Source organism: Idiomarina fontislapidosi (assembly GCF_003226255.1).
GTDB lineage: Bacteria > Pseudomonadota > Gammaproteobacteria > Enterobacterales > Alteromonadaceae > Idiomarina > Idiomarina fontislapidosi.
In genome coordinates, this window is sequence record NZ_QJST01000041.1 from 1 (window position 1) to 1,396 (window position 1,396).

A 1,396-nucleotide genomic window follows, 5' to 3' on the forward strand; every position below is an offset into this window, starting at 1 on the left:
GTACGTTATTTTCATAGTGACTATTTAGGCAGTACGGCAGCGACGTCTAACGCCAGCGGCACGATATTATCGCGTCAACATTATCAACCTTTTGGGGCGGGTATAGAGACACCTGACAATGAGGTGGGATATACCGGACACAAGTATGACAGGGACACTGGCCTAGTGTATATGCAGGCACGATACTATGATCCAGTCATAGGTCGTTTCTATTCGAATGATCCGGTTGGATTTAAAGGTGTCCATAGCTTTAATCGGTATGCTTATGCCAATAACAACCCTTATAAGTTTGTTGACCCAGACGGCAAAGAAACGAGACTAGCTCAACGAGAAGACATAAAAGTCAGGGAGCTTGGAAAAGGGAAGATGACGATGGATGAATTTAATCCTCCTGAAACTTTTCCCTCTTCAGGAACTGAAGCCGGCGTTATTGAATTCAATCTAGCAGGCGGCGGAAGTATATCTTTAGAGGCTGGGTTTGTTAAAGATAGTAACGGTAACAAGGGGATTCAATTATCAGTTCAATATGGTGGCGGAACCCCCGAAGTGTCTCTTGAAGCTGGAAAGGAATTAACTTCAGCCAGTAATATTTCGGAGTTAAATGGTGCGTCAGGAACTCAAACTATTAGCGGGGGTGAGGGAATTGTTGGTTCGGGTAGTATTATCTTTGCTCCTACCTATAAAGGGGGGTCAATTACTGGAGGTATAGGTACTGGCTTACCTCTGGGTAAAAGCGCCGGAGTTGAACATACGTTGATAATTCCTCTTCCTAGCAAAGGCATAAAATGAAAATAAATAATAAACTAATATTTTATTTCTCTCTATTGATAGGTATTACTTTTATCGCGAGCATGTACTTATTATTTAAGGATCCGGAAGAATTAGCTTCACTGGAAGTTGCGGTGATGGAGCATCCCGAGAAGACTAAGATTTGGGTGTGTGGCAAGGAAATCAAAGATACTAGTAATTTTTTTGCTGACTTTAAGAGTAGGAGCCAAACGAAAATTAGTGGTTCTAGCCCACTTGAGTTTTATGAGCTAAAAATTCTTGTTAAAGGGGAGAGCCGTAGGTTTTTCGTTGGTAAGGACTCCGAAAATCCAAGCTTATTCTGGTTATATCCATATGAACGGCCTCAATTGATGATCCCTTTAGCCTATATAGACTCGAAAACTTTATTAAACTTGACAGAAAGCGAGTGCCGTCCAACGAAGGGAGAATGGGTTGATATTAATATTCCCGGTAACTGAAAAGTTTAGGAATTCAGTTAACAAGCTATGCCGCTCTGTATTTTGTGTTTAATAGGTAGTGTTCATAATTCTGTGTCATTTCGTTAAACTAAGCAAAAAAAGAGATGACATATGACCAAAACCAATTTCGACATGGATGCCGCTTTAAA

2 protein-coding genes are annotated in these 1,396 nt (G+C 40.8%); both read left to right on the top strand.

Features of this window, described 5'->3' with window-relative positions:
- Window positions 1–789 (top strand): RHS repeat-associated core domain-containing protein (locus DFP83_RS13710; RefSeq protein WP_146228806.1); only part of this gene is annotated, 789 nt, incomplete at its 5' end.
- Complete coding sequence (locus DFP83_RS13450; protein WP_110576592.1) at window positions 786–1,247, top strand: hypothetical protein; 462 nt, start codon at window positions 786–788, stop codon at window positions 1,245–1,247. The genes DFP83_RS13710 and DFP83_RS13450, both read left to right, overlap by 4 nt.
- The last annotated feature ends 149 nt before the right edge of the window (window positions 1,248–1,396 follow it).

Excerpts from the sequence above, each read along its gene's own strand:
- DFP83_RS13450 (WP_110576592.1), top strand. The coding sequence starts at position 786 with ATGAAAATAAATAATAAACTAATATTTTATTTCTCTCTATTGATAGGT.